Origin of the sequence: Legionella londiniensis, assembly GCF_001467825.1 — a bacterium.
Classification (GTDB): domain Bacteria; phylum Pseudomonadota; class Gammaproteobacteria; order Legionellales; family Legionellaceae; genus Legionella_A; species Legionella_A londiniensis.
Window position 1 is genome coordinate 1 of sequence record NZ_LNYK01000030.1, and the last position, 415, is coordinate 415.

The window sequence follows — 415 nt, forward strand, 5'->3', positions numbered from 1 at the left end:
ACTCGGCAATTGGAGGTATACCACCCAAAAGAAAATTGGCTCTAGCAGCCTAGGTTTCTACTTTTAGCGTCAGTTAAAAATGGGAGGATTACCTCCCTACCAGTGCCTTTTATTAAAGTTTCAGTGGTTGGATTTTTAGATGAGGGATTATTGGTACGTCCTGCCGTGTGGATTCCGGCAAATTCGTAGTTTCAGTGGTTGGATTTTTAGATGAGGGATTATTGGTTCCTCTGGGGATATCGTAGGCATCGCTTCTTCCGAGTTTCAGTGGTTGGATTTTTAGATGAGGGATTATTGGGACGCTGGTCCATGGGTGACCCACTATGAAGAGAGTTTCAGTGGTTGGATTTTTAGATGAGGGATTATTGGTGTTACTTTTGGCGGGGGTACTGAGAAGTATGTTGTGTTTCAGTGG